At 41.2% G+C, this 19,143-nt stretch carries 9 protein-coding genes; all 9 read right to left on the reverse strand.

Translation table 11 applies throughout. The annotated features are described in order from the left end of the window. Window positions 1-12 precede the first annotated feature (12 nt). Window positions 13-2,493, reverse strand: coding sequence for a hypothetical protein (locus tag BM156_RS17665; RefSeq protein WP_093921230.1), 2,481 nt, complete (start codon window positions 2,491-2,493; stop codon window positions 13-15). A 75-nt stretch (window positions 2,494-2,568) separates the two neighbouring features. Continuing rightward, window positions 2,569-4,257 (reverse strand): RagB/SusD family nutrient uptake outer membrane protein, encoded by a 1,689-nt coding sequence (locus tag BM156_RS17670; RefSeq protein ID WP_093921231.1) that lies wholly within the window; start codon window positions 4,255-4,257, stop codon window positions 2,569-2,571. 12 nt (window positions 4,258-4,269) lie between these two features. After that, entirely contained in the window at window positions 4,270-7,590 is a 3,321-nt protein-coding gene (locus tag BM156_RS17675) for a TonB-dependent receptor (protein WP_093921258.1), read from the reverse strand. 192 nt (window positions 7,591-7,782) lie between these two features. Beyond that, a complete protein-coding gene (locus BM156_RS17680) occupies window positions 7,783-8,766 on the reverse strand; it encodes a FecR family protein (RefSeq protein ID WP_093921232.1) in 984 nt (327 codons plus the stop codon). A 56-nt stretch (window positions 8,767-8,822) separates the two neighbouring features. Further along, window positions 8,823-9,428: an RNA polymerase sigma-70 factor gene (locus BM156_RS17685; RefSeq protein WP_093921233.1), complete on the reverse strand. Its 606-nt coding sequence runs from the start codon at window positions 9,426-9,428 to the stop codon at window positions 8,823-8,825. A gap of 197 nt (window positions 9,429-9,625) precedes the next feature. Further along, window positions 9,626-10,729 (reverse strand): MBL fold metallo-hydrolase, encoded by a 1,104-nt coding sequence (locus BM156_RS17690; RefSeq protein WP_093921234.1) that lies wholly within the window; start codon window positions 10,727-10,729, stop codon window positions 9,626-9,628. A 158-nt stretch (window positions 10,730-10,887) separates the two neighbouring features. Then, complete coding sequence (locus tag BM156_RS17695; protein WP_093921235.1) at window positions 10,888-13,842, reverse strand: fibronectin type III domain-containing protein; 2,955 nt, start codon at window positions 13,840-13,842, stop codon at window positions 10,888-10,890. Window positions 13,843-13,942: 100 nt separating this feature from the next. Continuing rightward, window positions 13,943-17,143, reverse strand: coding sequence for a beta-galactosidase, LacZ type (locus tag BM156_RS17700; RefSeq protein WP_093921236.1), 3,201 nt, complete (start codon window positions 17,141-17,143; stop codon window positions 13,943-13,945). A gap of 7 nt (window positions 17,144-17,150) precedes the next feature. Continuing rightward, on the reverse strand, window positions 17,151-19,085 hold the full coding sequence (locus BM156_RS17705) for a beta-galactosidase trimerization domain-containing protein (RefSeq protein WP_212733551.1): 1,935 nt from the start codon (window positions 19,083-19,085) through the stop codon (window positions 17,151-17,153). Window positions 19,086-19,143: the final 58 nt, after the last annotated feature.

The raw sequence follows: 19,143 nt of genomic DNA on the forward strand, positions 1-19,143 counted from the left end.
CCAGCGATCTATTTATTTATATTTAAGCCAAGCAGTTGCCTGACAGTTTTTATCTGCAACAAAACGTATCCAACGCGACTGAAACCCTGCAGGAAACTCATAATTGAATGTTTCTCCACCTTCGAGTTCAACTTCGCGGTAAGTCATCCATGGTCCATGCCCAATAGGCTCAGCCTGAATTTTAAACCGTACAGTCAAATTCGACTCATTCGTCAGTTTCAAGATACGTTGATCATAAAAGCCAATCAAGTAGGGATCAGAAGGAATTCCGCTTTCAACCTGCGTGTTTTTCCAAGGGCCTCCTTCTCCCGTCGGTTTGCCCATCTTCCATAAATCATCGATAACGCCAGCCCAGACTGAAACTTTTCCATCCTCAGAGCTTATGATGTGTTCACTATTTGCTGGAAGATCTTCCTGTAAGCCGGACATGATCAACATCCCACGATAGGAGGCATAATCAAAAATTCGGAAGTTATGTGACGAAATTGGGCGGATTTTTGCAAAGCCATCTGCATTCTCTGCAGGTAACTCATAGAATGTTCCCGCACAGTTGAGCAAATCCCGTTCGGTTGCAACCTCCCTGCAAATTCGCAACAAACCGTTGTTGGTCAAATCTCTATACGCCTGCTTACTTTTAGGCAAACGCCATCGTCTTCCTTGATCATCAACAACCAAGACTGAAGCATCATCAAGCGTAATCACCTCTTTGGGGATTGCGAACTTTTCACGAATAAAAGCAGCTGTTTGAGGATCTTCTTTCTTAACCAGATTCATCTCTCCATCCAACTCGTAGTAGCCGATCTCTTCAAAATGATTATTATCAGCCTTTCCGGCGAGAATGCCCAAGGCACGCCGGTTATCTCCCAGCCCCCACAACAAGCCAGCTGAAGTTTCAGGTGTATCAACAGTCGCCATACCATCAAATAGTTCACTGGCGCTTTCGCCACGACGATCTTCATCAGCATAATAAAAATGAACCGTTGCTTGAGTTGGTTTATCAACAGAAACCCGCACCCATTCTCCCAATTCTTTTTCATTAAAGATAAGATTGATTGCCTGCCCATTCTTTACTTCCAAAGTCTTGAACTCGCGCCACTCGTTAGTCCCTTCAACATCTACTTCAAACTTAAAATAGACGGGAGCTACTCCCTCGTTATGAATCCATGCCGAACGATGTTTCCAGCCCGAGAAAAGAAACGGTTCAGATGCCACTTCTGGATCAATATGCTCAGAAATCCAGACTGCCCCTTCGGCCGTCGCCGGACCTAAACGATCGGGCAACCTAAAATCGGTAAACCAAAGGTTTGAATTGGATTGGCCTGGCCCTTCGATATTTCCTTTTTGCTTTCGTTTGTTGAGAAACTCTTTCTGAGCAGAATCATCACAACCAAAAACCAATTGGTTATTCCAACGGGCAAAGTCTCCAATCACCTTTAGATAAGCTGATCGAGGACGAATCCCTGCGGAGTTACCGTGTGTAAAATTAGCCGGAAAGCGCCAAAACAAACCATGCATTGTCATCAAGTAATCTGGCTGTTCTGCCGTTCCAATATCCCGAATTCGTGGCCACTCGGTATTCCAGCCATGAGCTCCATCGTAACTGTGACTTGCTTTGGGTAAACGATAAAAATCCCAACCAGTAGCTGCATTTCGCACGCCCAGTATAACTGACTTATGATCCCATCCTGTTGCCCATATTGGGTCATCTTCCGGATTTTCATTGCCATAAATACCTCCGGGCCCGGTCACTTCTACAAACTGGTTACGACGAACGACTTTCCAATCACGACCATCCCATTCGGCCAGAACTCCGGCTTCAATATCAAATTGTTTTAGGGCCTTATTTCCGGACTCACCATTGTTCGAAAAGACCATCACGCCTTGCCCTGAGTACAAGCCTTTACCATGAGCTCCCGGCAATAAGGCTGTTTTCTCATTTGAATCGGTATCTTCTATTTTTCCCTGCTTGCTATTCCCATCTTTGTAATAGGTTGTAACACTCAGGTCATTGACATCGACATCATAAAAACCTTCCTCCATCGTACCATAATAAATCTTGTTTTCAGGATCGGTTAGATGCCGGGCATTTCCAGTATGTCTTCCCTGCATTTCGGTATATGGAATCACCCGAACATCGCCCTGTTGATCGATTGCGTAAGGTCCAATAAAAAGCTGGTTACTCTCACGATGGATCATTCGATTGGCCGGTGTTCCGCCAATACTTTCCGTTCGAATAATTTGTTTCAACCCACTTGTAATTTCATAAAGTTTATCGGAAGAACCATGGGGCAAGTGAGGCCCGTAGGTTATTACCCACAACTGATCAGCCCACGGTACAACAGCTCCTGTACCGCATTCTCCCTCGTTATTATACATCGCTAAATGAGGATAAACACCACTAAAAGATTTTCGTTTATTAGCCTTTTCTACTCCTGAACATGAGATTATTACGAAGAGCAAAAGTAAAGAGCAATAGTTAGAGAATTGAGTCATTTCAAAATAAGTTTAAAATAAATATAGAGAGAGTTATTGGAAAAACTAAAGCATCCCAATAACTCTCGATTTAGGTTAATACCCCGGATTCTGAGTAAGATTTTCGTTAATTAAAATCTCTTTAGACGGAATCGGCCATAAGTATTGTTTGCTTTTATCGAAGGTTCTCAATCCTAAAAGCTTAATCAACCCGGCGTTATACATGGGCTCAAAATCGGCAACGCCATCCTCATCAAGTACCGGAGTTTCAGGAAAAAACCATAAGTCAGCATCTACAACTTTCTCTTTTAGCTCAACAGGATCAAGCATTCCATAATTTGGAATGTTCAACACTTTCTCAGCCAATTTCCAACGAATGATGTCCATATAGCGACGTCCCTCCAAAGCAAATTCCATTCTTCTTTCGATCCGAAGGATCTGACGTAAATCTTCTTGCGAAGTTGTTGTCACAGCCGGATAGCTTGAAGTTTCGCCAACAGCAACACCATAGGCTCTGGCTCTTACCTGATTCATCGCATCCAAAACAGAATCATCAATTTCTCCCAACTCAATTTTGGCTTCAGCGTACATTAGTAACACATCGGCATAACGCATAATAATCTTGTCCGGATCAGACTTATAATCATCAGACCAATCTTCATCAACTCCCTTTTTCCATAGCAACCCATTGTAAGAAGCATACTGTGCATTCACGCGATTGTCATTATTCTTTACATAAGCACCTGTTTTGAAACTGTAGCAGGTCGTTGAATCAGGATGCGGCTGATACATGTAGCCAAGATGCTCCGTTTGGAACTCAACAATTGTTGCCGAACAACGCGGATCACGATTATTGAATGGCTCTCGAGGATTGTAAAGTGGAGATTCATCAATAGGAAGTCCGTCAGTACAATAGAAGGCGCTAAATAATTCCCATGAAGGGTCTTTGGCTCCCCAACCTCCAGAATTTCTACTGATGTAATTCTTACAATCCCAAAACGCAACATCAAGCTCAACAGATCGTGGAATTGCAAAAATGGTCTCGACCGAGTTTTTTGTCGATGATAAAAATAACGCTCCAAAATCGTCATACAACTCATACGCGCCAAGCTCCATACAATCTTTGGCCGCATCACGAGCGAGGGCATAATCTCCCATGTAAAGTGCGATGCGAGCTTTCATCGCCAAGGCTGCTCCTTTAGTCGCTCTCAAGTTCTCCGAATTACCATACTCCTCAGGTAAATTAGCTGCAGCATAGTCATAATCTTCATAGATTGTTGCCAGGATTGTTGCCTTATCTGTGGTTGCTTTTGTAAATGATTCTTCCAATTCCAATGTATTGTTGTAGTAAACCACATCGCCCCAATGAGCAACTAAACGAGCATATTGCGAAGCTCTCACAAACCGGGCATCAGCCTTATACTGCGTTAACTTATCCTCTGGAATCTCATCTGTAACTTCCTCCAAGTTCTCAATCAAAGTTGTAGCTCGAGCCACAGCTTTATAGGTATTTGCCCACCAAGAAATTACAGTACTCCACTCTCCGGTGATTGTAGCGTCTGTTATCGCATTGGTCTGCCCTCTGTACGTCCAATCATCCGACCAATCATCGGCATCAGTCGGCCAAAACGGATCGCGATACAAATCATTTAGAGCCATCTCTATTTCAGTTTGATCGGAGTACCAGCTCTCACTTGACCCTTCTGACAACGGATTCAAATTCAAATCGGTACATGCACTTACTAAAAAAAGTACTAATAGCATTGAATATAGTTTGGTTTTCATATTTTTTTCAGTTTAGAATTTTACAGATACGCCTAAGATAAAAGATGAAGTTATCGGGTAACCGTCACCAGCAACTTCCGGATCCCAGCCTTTAGGATACTTATTGATCGACAAAATATCAGATGCGCTTCCATAGACCCGAACGCTTTTCAGGTGTAATTTGTCGACAACAGCAGCTGGTAAGGTATATCCTAAAGTAATGTTTTTCACCCTAAAGTAAGCTCCGTTAAACAACCAGTAGTCGGACATTGAGTAATTATTACCTGCACTCTTATAAGATAATCTTGGGAAGGCAACTTGCTGATTGACTTCATCCGAGTTGTAAACACTCCAGTAATCTCCATCAATCAGCTTCGGGAAGTTCCCCCAGTTTTCAGCAAATGGCTGCACCATCCGACTACTCATTTTTGCTTTTTGCTTAGCAACTCCCTGGAAGGCTAAGGCAAAATCAAATCCTTTATAGTCGAGTTGAATATTTCCACCAAACAAGTAACGAGGCAATGAGCCACCCAGTAATACTTTATCGTAATCAGAGGAGATAATTCCATCGGGAACGCCATCTGGTCCGCTAATATCTTTATACCGTATATCTCCCACTCCAACACTTGAGTTTAAGGTAGCCGAATTGTCAACCTCGTCTTGTGTCTGATAAATTCCATCAGACAAATAGCCATACCATTCGTTAAACTCACTTCCTTCAAATTTCACCTGATCTCCCAAAAACTGAATTCCTCCGAGCTCTCCCATTTCTGACCTGGAATCGGACAAGTTAGCAGCAACAGAATAACCAAGCTCTCCGATCCGATCATTCCAGCTAAGTTCAATTTCCCAGCCTTTGGTTTCCATTTCGCCGGTATTCTGTTGTGGATTGTCAAAGCCGATATAATCTGGAATCTCTAAATCCAGCAACATATCCTTCGTGATTTTCTTATAAATATCTCCGGTAAAGCGCAGCTTATTATTAATAAAGCTGGCATCCAGCCCGATATCGTAGGATTCGGTTGTTTCCCATGAAATATCGCGAATTGCATAGTAACGCTGAGCTGCTGTTTGGGCTGAAACAACATTATTGCCTTGGTAGAATAGTGCACTTCCAAAGGCGATTGTGGATTGATACGGGTAATAACTCTCCAAGCGTTCGTTCCCAAGTGTCCCCCACGAGGCTCTTAATTTTAAAAATGATAAGGTTGAGTTATTTTTCAAGAAAGCTTCTTCGGACATCACCCATCCTAGAGAGAATGAAGGAAAAAGTCCCCAGCGGTAATCTTCATCGAAACGAGAAGAACCATCGTATCTCATGTTTCCTTGAAAGAAGTACTTGTTATCGAAGTTGTAAAGAACACGTCCGAACCAAGAGCGGTAGGCATTTTCATAAGCACCACCTCCATTGCTTAAGTAATTCTCATTTCCCAGGTCCAAATAAGGATAGCTTGTTAGCTCTAACTGATCACTTCCTGCACTCAGACCTTCATTAAAAGCATAATAATTCTCATAACCGCCCATCAGGTTTAAATTGTTCCTTCCAAATGATTTAATGTAGTTTGCAATAAACTGCGTTGTCACCCGGTAGTTATCATTTCGTTCTTCATTCAAGCGGGTTGAAGAAGCCCACTGCAACGTACCTACTGCCGCTGACGGATTATCGTAGTCTGTGTATTCTACTTTTTTGTAAAAGGCCTTCGATTTATTGTAATTGAGCTCAGGAGCAATAATGGCGGATAGTTTCAATCCTTGGATCGGAGTGAAATTTAAAGCTGCTTTTCCACCTACCTGATTATACCAATTGGTCTTTTCGCCACCATGCTTTACCTGTCCGTAGATATTCGCTCCCGACTTTCCTTCGGCAACCATTCCGTTAGTCCATTCAGCCGCATAAACAGGAGCAGAAATACGAGTATAATATACGATAGTCCCTTCATTTAAACTTGCATTTTCGGAGATTGAACGTTTTACAAAAAAGTCAAGTGAGGCCGACAAATAATCATTAATTGTAACATCATTGTTAAACCGGGCGGTTAGCCGCTGATAGTTCCGGCCATCGTACAAACCATCAATTTCATCATAGGCCATCGAAGCTTTTGAGCGAATTGATTTTGAACCTCCAGAAATACTTATGGTATGGCTTTGACGTGGGGCATTGCTTTTTAACACCAGATCAATCCAGTCGGTATCCGGGTATAAATCAGGATTCTCTTGATGTAATGTTTCGTAGTTATCAACAACATCTGAAGTATAGGTTGGGTACTCTCCTCCTTCATTGTTGCCGTTATCATTCCACTTTAATTCATTCGCCATTTGCATATAGCGTTTGGCATCAACGAAATCGGCCATCTCCGTAGGAACCTCAACGCCGTATTCAGCATTATAGCTAATTGACAGCTCTCCTGTTTTGGCCCGCTTTGTTGTAACCAGAATGACACCTGCTGCCGCTCGTGATCCGTATATGGAAGCCGAAGCCGCATCTTTCAAAACTGAGATACTTTCAATATCATTGGGATTAACATCATTGATTCCTCCAACCGGAACACCATCGACAATTACCAACGGCTCGCTATTACCAATGGTTGTGATTCCCCGGATCCGGATTGATGCGGTTGAGCCAGGCGCATTATTGTTGCGAGTTACCATAACTCCTGAGATGGTCCCTTGTAAAGCCTGCGATACCTGAGTTACTTGCCGGTTCGCAATATCATCCCCCTTAACAGAACCAACAGAGCCTGTCAAATCGCTCTTTTTTACCGTTCCGTAGCCAATCGCAACAACCTCCTCTAAGCCAATGGTTTCATCTTCCATGGTAATATTGATTGTTGCTTGACCATTCACCTCTTGCTCAATGGTGTGCATCCCCACAAATGAAAACACAACAATTCCATTCGCCGGCACATTCGATAGTAAATAGTTGCCATTAAAATCAGAAATGACACCATTCGTTGTTCCTTTCACAACCACTGTAACTCCCGGAAGAGGCTCTCCGTTTTGATCCAAAATCTGGCCTTTTAACTCAATAAACTGTTGCTGAAAACTTTGACTCGCAGAGCTTTTGCTAATCACAATATCTTTATCCAGTATGTGATAGTTTAATCCGGTTCCTCTTAATACTTCCTCAAGAACATCCTCGATATTACTACTTTTATAATCGACAGAAATCTTTTGGGTTCCAGTAATTTGATCTGTTTTATAAAAAAAATCAAATTCACTTTGCTCCTGTATCATCTTAAAGACTTCTTCTAAAGAAGCATTTTCCGTTCTTAAGTTCAGCTTGGTTTGTTGCGAATAAACTGATGCAGAAACATGAACCAGAAAAAAGAACATAAAAAAGAAAGTTAGGCGCATAACCATCCACGTTTTTTGAATCATACCCCTTCTGCAGGAATAGATTCCCGTTAACATTTTTTTCATAAATTTGAAGTGCTTTAATGTTTAAGTTATTCTTTGTAATAACTTGAATTTGAAACGGGGAATGGTAGGACATTCTCCGTTTTTTCGTTCAAGAAAAGTTAGTTCGTTTTTTTAGTGCATAGGCAGTTATTTTTTTTCAATTATGATTTCATCCATGTTTATTTGATATTGAATTGGAATCGATAGGTTCAAAAGCGCAAGGAAATGTTCAACTGACTTATTACGCTTCAAAACGACGGAGAACCGCATGTCTTTAAAATCATTTTCGTCATACTTGATTGAAACATCGTACCAACGCTCCACCAATCGAAATACGTCCGTCAAACATTCATCTTTCAACTCATAACGCCCATCCCGCCACGAATAATAATTGACCGGGTTGACATTTTTCACCTGTATTTTTCCCGTATTAACATGAAGTTGGGTTTGCTCTCCCGGAGATAAGTCTACGATTTCTCTACCTGCGTGCAATTTTATTTTACCTGTATGCAAAGTTGTCTGAACAACATCTGCATCAGGATAAGCCCGAACGTTGAACGAGGTCCCTAAAACTTCGATGGTTTGGCCTTTGACTTCGACCTTGAAAGGGTGCTCCGGATCCTTGGCGATCTCAAAAAAAGCTTCTCCCTCCAAGCTTACTTTTCGTTCATCTCCAGTAAAAACAGAAGGGACATTTAGCTTCGATCCGGAATTTAGCCAAATGCGGGAGCCATCAGCAAGAAATAGCTGATGAATTTGCCCATTGGGAACAACCACTTCCCTCATCTCTGCAACAACATCCGAAGTTCCATGATTCGACACAAGAAACTGGACCAACCAACCAGATAAAAAAGCAAACAGCAATAAGGCTGCAACTTTTAGAGGCCTTGGCATAGAAAAACTCGTCTTCGTGTTAAAACGAATCCGGCGTTTCAATCTTAGAAGTTCCTCCTCTGAGCTGTAGTTTTGGCTATTATTGACAAAAGCATAGGAATCCCAAATATCTTTTTCCTGATAGTAAGCAGTCCGTTCCTCCGGGTTCTTTTCCAACCATTCCAACAAAATCTTTGCTTCGCTTTCAGTGGCTTCGCCCCGAATGTATCTCGACTTTATTTCTTCAATCTCTTTCATTCAATACAGGTGTTTTATACCCATATGATCGGTGAGCTTGGAGAAACCCTACCTTTTTAAGAAAAAAAATCTGAACTTTTCTGATCGATGAAATATGCTTGAAGTAATAAAAAAAGAGGAAGATAATCCCCCAAACTAAGACGAATATACCTTAGCGCCTTGGTTATATGCTTCTCAACCATCTTAACACTAATTCCAAGTTCCTCGGCAATATCTTTGTTCCGCTTGTTTTGGAAACGGCTTAAAATAAAAACCTCCCGGCATTTCTCCGGAAGCTCTTCAATTGCTTTCTCCAGTTGCTCTTTTAGTTCAGCTTCGATTAAACTGGAATGCTCATTCGAATAAAAAAGCAACTCATCTTCTTGCATTCGAAAATGAACCGCATCAGCATACTTTGCCCGAACTTTTTGTTTTTCGATGATTTGTAAACAGCGATTTCGGGTCATGGTAAATAAGAAGCCATTTAATGATCCAGAGATGGAAAGCGATTTATCTTCCCACAACTTATAAAAGACGTCTTGAACCACATCCTTTGCCTGTTCTTCATCAACAAATTTCAAGGCAAAATAAAACAGCGGTTTACTGTAGTGTAAAAACAGCTTATTTACATCAAATCTGCCGTCTTTTAGAAAGAATTCGATTGGTTGAGCAGCAGTCATCATTCCAACTTAAAGTCTGCACAAATTAAAGAATTATTTCCAAACAGCTCAATTCTAAGCTTATTTGATTTTGTCAAAGCTGGAAAAGTCCACAACTCTCTCTAAAGAAAAACAACTTATTTAGTCCCACTTTATCTATAAGAGAAAAGTAACCGTATTATTATTTATTTCTTTAGTAATGTTTTCTTTGAATGAAAATCTTATTTCGAATAATGAAACGCTTCTCCCCATGTCATCATCACCAATGGATGGCTGTAGCCTTTATCATTCTCAGGCAAAACAGATGGGCCTTTTTTCCGAAGGTAGGTTTTAAAGTATGGTTCGCGATGCTGTAAACCATGCCCTAACTCATTTTCATGACCACTAATAATTATTGTTGGGTTTATCCCTTGTGCCATTCGCGCCAGATCAGCCGTCCATGTGTTGGGTATTAACACATCTACTTTAAAGTGCTTATGTACCTCATCAATCCACTCAAAATCGTCATAATTCCACTGGTCTCCGGCATGCATAAACGACAGCCCTTCGGGTGTTGTTACCAGCGAAACATTGTTGATTACATCGCTCCATTGATGTCCAGGATAAGTTACAACCTGCAGTTCAACTTTTCCGTCTTTCACCAGCACTTTCTGACTTTTATGAGCCACTCTTTCCAAATGATTTATTTTACTGAAAGCTTCCTTGTTGTCGGCAAAAATGGTTGGTGGAGCATAAACCGGAATTCCTAATTCAAGAAACTTTTTAAGCGTTTCCGGTCTCCAATGATCCCTGTGTTCATGACTTATAAATAAGACATCGCATTCATCTATCAGTTTTTCCATCAGACTATCGGAAACACAATAGTTGTCATTTCCTTGGAATTTTGGCATAAGCAGATCAAATGCCAGAGTCACCAATTTTGTTTTTACAATAAAAGAATGGTTGTAAAGTTTCCAGATCTTTGCACCCTCATCGACAGTTGTATTTACAATTTCATCAATGCTCTTTGCAATCTGTTTTTGAAAAAATTCTTGTACGGCGGGCCGTTCTTTTGCATAGGGTTCGTGCACAACTGCATCAATAAGAAACAAGGCGCTTACTCGTCCTTCTTGTTCCCTTACAGAAGGTTTGTATTTATTTAATAGTTTCGATGAATAATCTAGCAAAACAGATGCCTGTCTGTTTAGAAAGATGTTTTGCTCTTCTGTTAAATTCGGATCAAAATGGCCATTTTTTAATTGAACGTTCTCTTGTCCAATAAGTGGCATCAACTGAACAAGAAATAGACAAATCAATAAAACGCTGAACTTTAAAAAATTATACATTACATTTCTTTTTTTAGAGGCTACCCAACTGCACTATCATCCTGTTTGGGCACTTGTAACTCAATTAAAATACTATTTAAACTCGCCAGACAGGTACTAAACACTCTTTGGCTTCATGGGTAGCCTCTTTCTTCACTCAAAGAATACTAATTAATCCTCTATTGTACACTTAGCTTAGCTTTCTCTACTTTCTCTTTTCCCTCAACCACAACTACATACATTCCAGGAGCTACTCCACGAATATCTAATGTTAGCTCTTTTTCTCCATTTACTTCCTGAGTGCGCAGTATACTCCCACTCATATTCACTATAGCAATACGCAGGACATCTTCTCTCAGGTTCTTTATAGTTACAACACCAGTTTTTACAGGATTAGGATACACCAATAATTCTGAAACTTCATCGACTCCTTCCACATCAATTTTTGCTGATTTTGTTGAACCCACAAATTCAAGGTTCCAGACCTGGTAGTTGCTTCCGTCATAGGCTTTATTGGTAGCAGTACCCCACGAAGTACTTGTTCCATGTAAATAATTGGTACCCCAGTTACACTTCAACCGATATTCGGAGCCACTGACATGTTCCAAGGTCCACTTCTGAGACCCCCAATCAGGATGTAAAGCGGCCATTTGGACGTCGGTATTTGCGGTTTGGGTTCCATTCAGATATAAGCCATCCCACTTACATTTCAAGCGGTACACATTACCCGAAACCTTTTCCAGATCCCATCTTTGCGACCACCACGTTTCTTCAAGTGGTGCAAGTTTTACCGACACCCACTCCACATTATTTCCATTTAGGTATAAACTACTTGCCTTGCACTTTAAGCGATAGGTTCCTTCAGCCAAAGATGGCGACACGGTTGTAACAGATATTGAGCTGGATTGTGCTGAATAATTTCCGGCAGCATCATACGCCAACACACTCATGGTGTATTGTGTATTTGCAGTTAATCCGGAAATAGTTGTCGATGTTCCGCTTACTGCACTGTGCCATACCCCGTCAATATAAATGCCATAATCGGTTACTCCAACATTATCGGTTGATGCATTCCACGATAAGCTGAAACCACTCGCTGTAATATTTGATGCAGCCAAACCTGTTGGGGGCGTCGGAACTTGGGTATCAACTCCGGAAGTAGTTGTAACTGATATTGGGCTGGACTGCGCTGAATAATTACCTGCAGCATCGTATGCCAACACGCTTACGGTGTATTGCGTATTGGCAGCCAAACCTGAAATTGTTGTTGAGGTACCACTTACCGCACTATGCCATACCCCGTCAATATAAATCCCATAATCGGTTACACCAACATTGTCAGTTGATGCATTCCAAGACAAGCTAAAACTATTTTCCGTAATATTTGATGCTGCCAGACCTGTTGGGAGTGTTGGAACCTGGGTATCAACTCCCGCAGTAGTTGTAACAGTTATCGGGCTGGACTGTGCTGAATAATTACCGGCCGCATCATAGGCTAACACACTTACGGTGTATTGCGTATTGGCAGCCAAACCTGAGATTGTTGTTGACGTACCACTTACCGCACTATGCCATACCCCGTCAATATAAATCCCATAATCTGTCACACCAACATTGTCAGTTGATGCATTCCAAGACAAGCTAAAACTACTACCGGTAATGTTTGATGAAGTAAGGCCTGTTGGCGCTGTCGGAACTTGGGTATCAACTCCGGTGACGTCAATAAATCTTACTTCATAATTGTCGAGTGTAAGTGTTGTACCCGTATTCTGAATAGTGACCTGCACTTGTTGATCCAACTGATTGACCAATATAACTTTATTATTGGTCGCCATAACAGAAACAACATCCTGCACAGATATAGTAGTGCTATATATTTGAGTACCATTACTAAAATTATCTTTTAATCCTTTCTGGGTGTAATAAAACAGTGTTGCTTGTCCACCTCCTGAAATTTCAGTATCAGTCCAAACACCTAGGGGATATGAGTAACCTTGTGAATCTCCTTGGGGACCCCAAATCATTAAATTTTGGTACCCTGCTTTTATCGATTTTATCAAGCCTGAAGCCATAACTGCGTTATTGTACTCATGAGTATAACTACTAACAGAGCCTGCCCCCGGCCAACCGTACCATTCCGACCACCAAACCGGCAGCGTTGAGCCTCCGGGCTGTTGTCTGACCCAGTTTATTAAATCAACAAACTTTTGAGAAGCTTTGAATGCATCGGTATTCCAAACGCCATCTTTATTATCATTACCACCATCGACCGTAATAAAATCACCCCCATTTTTATTCTGCAACCAATAGGAAATAACATCCAGTGCCCGCTGATCAAAAACTCCATAAACTCCTGATAAGTTAGAGGGATGACTGATATTAGCTGTTGACCAAGTATCCATTGGGACATATGGGCCTCCAATTAACAAATTTGGATTTACGGCTTTCAAGGAATCATAAACCATGTTGTACATATCCGTAAAAGTTTCGTATCCCCAACGATTAAGGCTGCCATCAAAAAATCCTTTAAGTTCATTCCATATTTGGAAATATTTTACATCGGGGTAACGCCGTGCCACTTCTGCGCAGAGATGTGCAAAATCATCGTAATGATCGGGTGTCGGAGCTTCTTCAATTTTACTCCAGTCCGTTTGTCCATTCATTGACGGAGTGTGCATCCAGGTAGGGCAGGCACAAAGCGTAATAACAGCTTCACCATTGGTATCGCGTATCAAATTGATACGATCATCCAAAACAGACCAATTCCAATTGGCTGGGTCAACAACCGTTGAGTCTGGCCATGGATTTCCGGGGCCCCATCCCATAATGTGCTGATTTTGGAAATAAGTAACCGAGCTAAGCAATTGTTTAGCACTTGCAATCGCATTTGCATCTCCCCACCAGTCAATACTTTTCTGAGTGTGCGTTACTCCTGCATGATACGAACTCACTAACTCAACATTGGAATAGTCGATGTTTACATTAACAATTGTTTGACCATAGCTAGACAAATTCAAAACGAAGAAGCTCACAATTAAGAACAAACACTTCTTCTTAATACCACTTAAGTCATTACAGAACTTTTTCGTGCCCTCTAAAAAAGGACATAACAAAAACCATCTTTGTTTTTTCATAATTTAAAGTTTAAGTTTATTCATCAAAGCTTTGAGGGCGTATCAACTCAAAAGCAATCTTATCTAATGGTTAGTCTTTTCTCTTTTTTTCTTCGGGTATTTAGTTCACTGGAACTAGCCTAAACTGATACTCATAATAGCCTGATTTGGCTCGATACTCTTCAATTGGTATGGCATCATCGGACCAAGAATTGCATCCCCCCACTCCCGACTGGAACAAATCAATATTTACCGTGAAAAAATCCTCTTCTTTAAGTTGGTTCGTATGGGTTGCCGTCTCAAGCATTTCTGCTGTCCAAGGCCATACTGATATACTTAATGGCTGATCGCCACTGATGCGGAGTCCTTTTCCATTTTTGTTTTTAAGTTCCAGCCAACGTACTTCCGTTCGGTTACTACATTCCTGAGGCTGGATGTATTCGAAAAGAAAATCTTCAACAGAGCCACTATAAACATCCACTTCGGCAGCCTGATTACGGTCACAATAGTTTTCCCACGGACCTTTTCCATAATAGTTCAGATTGGAATATTGATTCGCCACAGCAAGCCTGCTCCCAACTCTTAAAAGCATTGGCAAACTTTTGTTTGCATCCAGCTCGTAATCAACTTTAACACTTGCATCAGCTGATATGGTATAGGTCAATACCAAACTAACCTTTTCTTCCAGTTCTTTTGTTACAACCACCTTTACTGCCGATTCTGTTGTTGACGTTTGGATATCCACCACATTGAGTTTTACAGCAGCATCTTTCCAGAATCCCGATTTCTCATGCGATTTCCATCCCCGCTCGTCATTATCGGTTTGAGGACGCCAGAAGTTTGGTACAATTGGTTGTTGCAGCCATTCGTTATCGTTTGTTTTGTACGAAACGATATTTCCGCTGTTTTTGTCAATTACCACCCTGAATTTCTTTCCTATAACTTTTATATTTTCGGTTTGATCTTCCAGCTTTACACTTCCTTTTACTACTTCGGGTTCAGTCTGAATATAGAAAGGCAGCAAAAATTTCTCTTTGGCTACTTCAAATCCTTTTTCGGCCCAAACTTCATCCAAAGTTGTGTGCACGCTTAATCGCAACCAATATTCACAGCCAGCTCTGACCTTAAAGGAGGGTAATGGAACTTGAAACTCGCCAAAAGATTGTGGCAAAATGATTACATCATCCAATACTCCTGATTCGAGAAGTTTCCCGTCCTCCATTAGTTCCCACTGAAAAAGATACTCTCCTGTGTGTTTAAAATGAAAACGATTACTTATTCGAACTTTTCCCTGCCTTAAATCAACGGCCTCAAAAACAACTGGCTGATAAATGTACTTACACTCTTGCAAGGCAGGTTTTGGCTTTCTATCTGGCGTTACAATACCATTCAAACAAAAATTACCATCATTCGGGGTATCTCCAAAATCGCCACCATAAGCGTAAGATTCCTTTCCGGTATCGTCTTTTTGTAAGATTCCCTGGTCAATCCAATCCCAAATAAAACCTCCAATCAGATTATCGTATTGATGAATTAAATCCCAATATTCTTTCATATTACCCAACGAATTTCCCATCGCATGAGCATATTCACACGGCATAATCGGCCGTTTGATGTAGGGACTGTTTGCCATGTTTTCTAGCTGCTCAAGCGTAGGGTACATTCGGCTTATAACATCCACATAGCTTGGGTCAGTAGGATTTGACAGATCATGGTAATTGCTATTGTGCCACTCAGCAGAATTTACCGGAAGGTATTGGGGATGATTTGGATCGCCCTGTGCCCCTTCGTAATGTAGAAACCGTGTTGGATCAAAATCTTTTACCCACATGGCTGCTGCAGCATGGTTAGGGCCACAGCCTGACTCGTTGCCAAGAGACCAGGAAATAACCGAAGGATGGTTTTTATCCCGCTCTACCATCCGAATTACCCGATCCAGAATAGCATAGTGCCAGGTTGGAATATTTGAAATCAACCCATTTACGCCGTGTGTTTCCACATTGGCTTCGTCCATTACATATACCCCATATTCATCACATAAATCATAGAAATAAGGATCATTGGGATAATGAGATGTTCGAATTGCATTAAAATTGAATTGTTTAATCAATTCCAAATCTCGTCGAATATCTTCACGGCTTACTGTTTTCCCTTCCCGTTCGTTATGATCATGCCGATTCACGCCATAGAGCTTAATTTTCTTTCCATTGACCAATAAGGCGCCATTCTTAACTGCTACATCTCTAAATCCAAGCTTGCAACTTCGGGCTTCTACTATTTCTCCATTGTTGTCGGTAATGGAAAGTACCAACCGATATAAGTAAGGAGTTTCGGCCGACCATTTCTTCGGACGCGAAATGTTTTGTTCAAGCAAAGCAAAAGGAACATTGTCGCGTTGAGGATAAGCTTCATCTACGATTGTCTTCAAACTAAGCTCTAAAGGAGCTGACAATACACTTTCATTTTCCTCATCAAACAATTTTGCTTCCAGCTTCCATCCGTCAATATTCTGATTATCCTGAACCTTAATTTCGGGACGAATTTGCAGGAGTGCATTGCTTAAGTTTTTATCAAACTTTGTGCGAACAAAGAAATCATTCAAAGCCACTTTTGGTTGAGCCAACAGCATTACTTCACGATGAATTCCGCTCATGCGCCAATGGTCCTGATCTTCGAGATACGAACCATCAGACCAGCGAAATACCTGCACCGCAATTTTATTGTTTCCTTTTTTCAGCAGCGAAGTAATATTGAATTCGGCAGGCAAGCGGCTTCCCTGGCTGTAACCGGCTTTTTTGCCGTTCACCCACAGATAAAAAGCAGAACTAACTCCGCCAAAGTGCAAAATAATTTCTTTATCCTCCCAATTTTGTGGCAATTCAAATTCCTTCACATAAGAACCTACCGGATTTTCGCGGTCGATGTTCGGAAGGTTTACAGGAAACGGATAAGTTATATTCGTATAAATTGGCGTTCCGTAGCCTTTCATCTCCCAGCACGAAGGAACTTCAATATCGTCCCATCCTGAAACATCAAAACCGGATTGAAAAAAATCGAGTGGTCGTTTTTCATCATCATCTACAAACTGAAACTTCCAGGCTCCGTTTAGCATTAAAATATTTGCCAGGTTTCGATCTCCTATCACCGCATCTTTTTCGTTCGAATAAGAATAGGATGTAACACGTGCCGGCAGTTTCTTTTGCGAAATCATTAACTCATTTTCCCAATCGTTTTGTGCACAAACACCTTGTACGAAAAGACAAAGAATTACTGTAAGCAAAATGTATAAAGCGGTTCGTTGTTGTAAAAATATTTTTTTCATCGTAGTATTAGTTCCAGTTTATTACAAGCGTTGTTTCAGGGCGAACGATCAAGAAAGATTCAGTGACAACACAATCGTTATCACTACAGAATAGTATTTCAGGATTGCGGTCTTGTTTTTTCATTTCGAGTTTCACATACTGCGTTTCTCCTGATTTATTTACAATTACAGTTATCAGCTCATTATCTGCCCACATCGATTTCATAAGCATGCCTTTCGTTGGCCTGCTAAAACGTACGGGCAATTCCCCAATGCCTTCAATTTCATCCAGAAGCCAGTTACACAATTGAGTATAATCGCGTGAAATTCGCGATCCCAATCCCAGCAGCGATGGTATCCAAACGGTCTCTCCTTCTCCAAACTGATTTCTTATCGCCACAGGCTTCTCATTTTTTAGAGCAATTACTTCTCCTTCTATTGCCTGAATAATTCCCTGCCATAGATGTGCAGGTACTATTTTTTTATTGATCTGAACATCAAAAAGATTATCGACCACTTTAAATTCTGCAATATTGCCTCCGAATAAGGCTTCGAAAGCAAAACCGGTAAGCATGGTATTGTGCAGGTTTTCATCAAAGAATGCTGTCAATCCGTCTACAATTAGTTTTCCTCCATTTGCTACAAAGTTTTCAAAAGCAGAAGCATACAAATCAGGAATAGCCAGTTGGTTGGCCAGGATAATAACTTCACCGTTGTAATCCTTTTTCCCAAAGTCAAACTCGCCAAATTCGGTAATGGAAGTATTAATCCCCATCTCGCTGAAAGCTTCGAAATACCCAAGCAACGATTTCATAACTGCCCCATTCTCTCTGCCTTCGTAGTTTTGTAAAGAAGATGTGGCCATTGCTTTTTCTGCCCACATCGATTCACGGATGTACATCAGGTTTATTCCGGAATCAATTTCTTTGGCATTTTTGAACAACTCAGCATTTTTATTTAAAGTTTCGGCTACCTTTTTTGCTGCAACAAGCCTGTCGGATGCTTCATCCTGAAAAGTAAGCAAGGCCCATTCGCCAGCTTCTATTCCGGAAGCGCGTGGATTCAGCGACCAAAAAATACCTCCTTTTGCTTCTGTAGCCACCGTTATCCATAACCATTGCATAATTTCATCGGCAGTAGGGCAAAAGGGTGCCATACCACTGTATGTGTTGTTTCCGCCCTGAATTTCGGTCATAATCCAGGGTAAATTGCCTGCCCCCGATCGTACTATTTCGCTGTTAGCCGACATTGCCAAAGCGTACTGACTGCGTTTAAAGTCCCCAAAATGCCAGCTTGGATGCGCCGAGCCTCCCAAGCTGTTCAGAAAGGTACGCCAGGCTGGAAAATCGTATTCAGCAGCCAAGCTAAAAATGCCGTGGTTGTTCACATGTAGATGGCTGTCTTTGTCATATTTTCTGATTTCATTAGCAATCCAGCGCAGGTACCAGGTATTGTAATCCATTAAAAATTGCTGGTCTTTTAAATCCTTCAATACAGGATAACCTTTTTCGGTAAATTCGCAGGCAGGATTTTTTTTGAGCCATTCGGCGTACTTTTTTTTTGCAAAACTGTTATCGGGAATACCACCCGATCCGGGTTCGTTAATCAATACCCAGCCATATAAACTTTCGTAGCTTTTAAAATGACGCACCGTTTTTTTTATAAAAAGAGCCACTGAATTTAAATGCTGCTCGTTGCGAGGGAATTTAAAACCACCTATATCGGTTTTCTCAGTATAAGGAAAAAAAGTTGCCAGTATTTTAATCCCGTATTTGTCGGCTGCCCTAAAAGCATGATCGAAAAGGGTAAAATCCCAGCTTTCATCGGATTTTTTCATGTACGATTCGAACATACGAATGCGGCAGAGAGGCATTCCGTTTTCTTTCAAAATCCTGAACCACTTATCAATTTCTTCAGGAGTTTGCCCCGGCTCAATAAAAACTTGTGCTCCAATTAACGGCACTGAATTTTTTGTTATTTCTTGTCCTACGACTTTGTTATGCAGGCAAAACAGTGCTATT

The sequence above is a fragment of the Sunxiuqinia elliptica genome (assembly GCF_900113005.1).
Classification (GTDB): Bacteria; Bacteroidota; Bacteroidia; order Bacteroidales; family Prolixibacteraceae; genus Sunxiuqinia; species Sunxiuqinia elliptica.

Coding starts and splice junctions, on each gene's coding strand:
- BM156_RS17665 (WP_093921230.1), bottom strand. CDS start 2,493: ATGACTCAATTCTCTAACTATTGCTCTTTACTTTTGCTCTTCGTAATA.
- BM156_RS17670 (WP_093921231.1), bottom strand. CDS start 4,257: ATGAAAACCAAACTATATTCAATGCTATTAGTACTTTTTTTAGTAAGT.
- BM156_RS17675 (WP_093921258.1), bottom strand. CDS start 7,590: ATGCGCCTAACTTTCTTTTTTATGTTCTTTTTTCTGGTTCATGTTTCT.
- BM156_RS17680 (WP_093921232.1), bottom strand. CDS start 8,766: ATGAAAGAGATTGAAGAAATAAAGTCGAGATACATTCGGGGCGAAGCC.
- BM156_RS17685 (WP_093921233.1), bottom strand. CDS start 9,428: ATGATGACTGCTGCTCAACCAATCGAATTCTTTCTAAAAGACGGCAGA.
- BM156_RS17690 (WP_093921234.1), bottom strand. CDS start 10,729: ATGTATAATTTTTTAAAGTTCAGCGTTTTATTGATTTGTCTATTTCTT.
- BM156_RS17695 (WP_093921235.1), bottom strand. CDS start 13,842: ATGAAAAAACAAAGATGGTTTTTGTTATGTCCTTTTTTAGAGGGCACG.
- BM156_RS17700 (WP_093921236.1), bottom strand. CDS start 17,143: ATGAAAAAAATATTTTTACAACAACGAACCGCTTTATACATTTTGCTT.